Consider the following 3,887-nt stretch of genomic DNA (forward strand, 5'->3'; position numbering starts at 1 on the left):
CGCTGCAACATAAACATAAAATGTTGCACTTATATTGACAATCTATCATATAAAATAGGAGTGTATTATGGGGAATAAAATTGGAATTATATATTTTTAAATATGCCAAACTTAAACGTAACTTACTGTATATACGTTCCTATGCCAAATAACGTGTATAATTTCTTTTTTAAAAGAACAGAAGACGAAAAACAAGATGAAATGATAACTAACGTCAATGATATTATAGAAGCTAGTTTAAAATCGTTTTTAGACGGTGAAACGAAATTATATCCTAGAAATAAATTTATTGTATTTATGATTAATTTAGTTTATAAAATGGTTTATCCTATATTTATAAAATAAATAAACAAAAAAATCAATATAGATAATGATAAATGTATAAATATTTGTCCTAAAAATGCTTTTACATATAAGAATAAAGAGCTTTCACAATATAAACCTAGATTTAAGGTAGAGAAAACAAAATAGATTCAATACGTTATGGTTATGGTAATATAGAGATACCTGATTTTAAACAAAAGTATAGAAAATATATACTGTTTAAAATTGGGTATTTTTTGCATAAAGTAGAATTTTATATATATAAAAATGATTATTTATAGAAATATAGAATTTTTTGTAATAGGAAAATTAATATGTAGAAATTATGTTAAATAATACTTATTAGAAGGAGGATATGTATGAGCGGGAGTATATTTGTAGTAAATGAAGATAACAAAATTTTAGAACTTAAAGAGAGCAAGTATGAAAATGAAGCTATATTTCAAGAATTAATAGAAAAATATCCAAATATATTAGCAGGTGATCAGATTTCACCAGATAATCCAAGAAAATGGATTTTTATTGCAAGAGAAATGGGGGTTCCAGGAGAAGATGGTGGAAATGACAGATGGTTTTTGGACCACTTATTTATAGACCAAGATGCAATACCAACTTTTGTAGAAGTGAAAAGAAGTAGTGATACGAGAATAAGACGTGAAGTTGTTGGGCAAATGTTAGACTATGCAGCGAATGCAATTAAATATTGGTCAATAGACACTATTAGAGATTTATATGAACAACAAAACAAAAGTATTTGTGATGAATTAGATATAGATGAAAAAAGTGAAAATTTATTTTGGAACAACGTAGAGAGTAATTTAAAAGAAGGTAAAATAAGGTTACTATTTGTAGCAGATGAAATACCAGATTCTTTAAAAAATATAATACAATTTTTAAACAATCAAATGGTAAATACTGAAGTACTTGGTGTAGAAATTAAACAGTTTGAATCAGATCGTAAAATAAAGACATTTGTACCTACAATAATAGGCAAGACAAGCAGTTCTATAGCTGTAAAAAATAAAACTTCATGGACTGAAGAAGGGTTTTTGATGGCAGTAAAAGATGTAGATGAAGAATTAGTGGATGTTTGCAATGTTATATTAGCTGGATTTAGAAGTTTTGGATGTGAAATAAATTGGGGAAAAGGAAAGAAAAGTCCAAGTTTTGTACCTTCATATACTAAAAAACAAGAAAATAGATTGTTTGCAGTATATGCTTATCCATCATCTGTTAAAATGGAAATCTATTTTAAATTTTATAAAGAACCATATTTTAATCAAGATAAAAAGCAAGAAATAAAAGAAAAACTTAATGAGATTTTTGAAATAAGTTTAAATGATAGTGATTTGCTTACAAGACCAAGTATATATATAGATAAATTAAAAGATAAAGATAAGATGAGATCTTTCTTATATTATTTTAAGGAATTAGTTAAAGGGTTAAAAGCTAGTCCTAATAATTAAAAAAAGTTATAGCTATAAAATAAAATGGAATCAACCTATAAAGTTGATTCCATTTTTTATATTTATTATAAATTATTTACTTTCTAATTTAAAAGAGCTTTTTAATGGTACTATTCTGTTGAATACTAATTTATCATCAGTAGTGTATTTAGTATCAACACTGTAGAATCCATTTCTAACAAATTGGAATTTGTCAAGTGGTTTAGCGTCTTTTATTTGAGTTGGCTCAACATAACCTTGTAATATTTCTAGTGAATTAGGGTTTATTTGATCTAAGAAGTGTTTACCTTCATTTTCTGGATCATTATCTAATATTAATGGCTCAAATAATCTAAATTCACATGGTACACAGTTATTTGCATCTACCCAGTGAACAGTTCCTTTTACTTTTCTTCCAGTAAATCCAGAACCACTCTTAGTTTCAGGGTCGTAAGTACCGTGGATTTCAACTATTTCTCCATTTTCGTCTTTTACAAAGTCAGTACATTTAACGAAGTATGCACCTTTTAATCTAACTTCGTTTCCAACGAAGAAACGTCTATATTTTTTAACTGGTTCTTCCATAAAGTCGTCTCTTTCTATATAAAGTTCTCTACTGAATGGAACCATTCTTGTACCAGCTTCTTCGTTTTTAGCCATATTTTCAACTTCTAGCATTTCAGTTTGACCTTCTGGATAGTTAGTTATAACTAATTTTAAAGGTTTTAAAACTCCCATAGCAAGAGGAGCTTTTTGTTGTAAGTCTTCTCTTAAGAAGTGGTCTAAAAGTCTAGAGTCAACTGTAGAATCAGCTTTTGCAACACCTATTTCGTTACAGAAAGCTCTTATAGCTTCTGGAGTGAAACCTCTACGTCTAACACCTGATATAGTAGGCATACGAGGGTCATCCCATCCATCAGTTACACCTTCGTCAACTAATAATTTTAATTTTCTTTTACTCATAACAGTGTTTGTTAAGTTAAGTCTAGCAAACTCAATTTGTCTTGGAACACTTTCCATTTCGCATTCTCTAACAACCCAATCGTAAAGTGGTCTTTGATCTTCGAACTCTAAAGTACATATAGAGTGAGTTATTCCTTCTATAGCATCTTCTAGAGGATGAGCAAATGAGTACATTGGGTATATACACCATTTATCTCCAGTGTTGTGGTGAGTACTATGAGATATTCTGTATATAACAGGGTCTCTGAAGTTTAAGTTTGGAGAAGCCATATCTATTTTAGCTCTTAAAACTTTTTCTCCATCTTTGAATTCACCGTTTTTCATTCTTTCGAATAAATCTAAGTTTTCTTCTACAGATCTATTTCTGTATGGACTTTCTTTACCTGGTTCTGTTAATGTACCACGAGTTTCTCTTATTTCTTCTTGAGATAAATCACATACGTATGCTTTACCTTTTTTGATTAAGACAATAGCTCTTTTGTACATTTCGTCGAAATAGTCAGAGGCAAAGAATAGATTATCCCAGTTAAATCCTAACCATTTAACGTCTTCTTTTATTGAATTTACGTATTCTTCATCTTCTTTTAGTGGATTAGTATCGTCGAATCTCATGTTTACTTTTCCGTTAAATTCTTCTGCTAATCCAAAGTTTAAGCATATTGACTTAGCATGACCTATATGTAAATATCCGTTTGGCTCTGGTGGGAAACGAGTTATTATAGAATCGTGCTTTCCAGAAGCTAAGTCGTCTTTAATTATGTTTTTTATAAAGTTAGTACGATTATTTTCGCTTGACATAATAATTACCTCACATTTTTTCTATTATTTAATTTAATATGTATAAATTTATTATAATTCATATTATTAATTTTAATTCAATATTAAAAAAAAATAAAGTATATTTAATTAAATTAAGTAAAATAAAGAATTAAATAAATTTTAAAATTAATATTTAAAATTGTAAAATATTAATATATTGTGAAAAATCGTTTAAAACTAAGTATTAATGGAAAAAATAATTAACATAGTAAAAAACAGGTTTTTCTGTATTTAAGTATAATTATATACATATAAAATAGAATGAGCCAGTATTCAGAAGAGATTGAAAGAAGAAGAACGTTTGCCATAATCAGCCACCCGGATGCCGGTAAGACC

General features: G+C 28.0%; 3 protein-coding genes. 2 read left to right on the forward strand and 1 reads right to left on the reverse strand.

The features are described from left to right. Positions 1–102 precede the first annotated feature (102 nt). Positions 103–345, forward strand: coding sequence for a hypothetical protein (locus RDX53_RS13785; protein WP_195930283.1), 243 nt, complete (start codon positions 103–105; stop codon positions 343–345). Positions 346–683: 338 nt separating this feature from the next. Further along, complete coding sequence (locus RDX53_RS13790; RefSeq protein WP_195930285.1) at positions 684–1,790, forward strand: hypothetical protein; 1,107 nt, start codon at positions 684–686, stop codon at positions 1,788–1,790. Between the two features lie 72 nt (positions 1,791–1,862). Here the strand turns inward: RDX53_RS13790 and RDX53_RS13795 are convergent, their stop codons facing one another. Continuing rightward, positions 1,863–3,530: a glutamine--tRNA ligase/YqeY domain fusion protein gene (locus tag RDX53_RS13795; RefSeq protein WP_195930287.1), complete on the reverse strand. Its 1,668-nt coding sequence runs from the start codon at positions 3,528–3,530 to the stop codon at positions 1,863–1,865. Positions 3,531–3,887 lie beyond the last annotated feature (357 nt).

The organism is uncultured Intestinibacter sp., assembly GCF_902468165.1.
GTDB lineage: Bacteria > Bacillota > Clostridia > Peptostreptococcales > Peptostreptococcaceae > Intestinibacter.

Excerpts from the sequence above, each read along its gene's own strand:
- RDX53_RS13790 (WP_195930285.1), top strand. The coding sequence starts at position 684 with ATGAGCGGGAGTATATTTGTAGTAAATGAAGATAACAAAATTTTAGAA.
- RDX53_RS13795 (WP_195930287.1), bottom strand. The coding sequence starts at position 3,530 with ATGTCAAGCGAAAATAATCGTACTAACTTTATAAAAAACATAATTAAA.
- RDX53_RS13785 (WP_195930283.1), top strand. The coding sequence starts at position 103 with ATGCCAAACTTAAACGTAACTTACTGTATATACGTTCCTATGCCAAAT.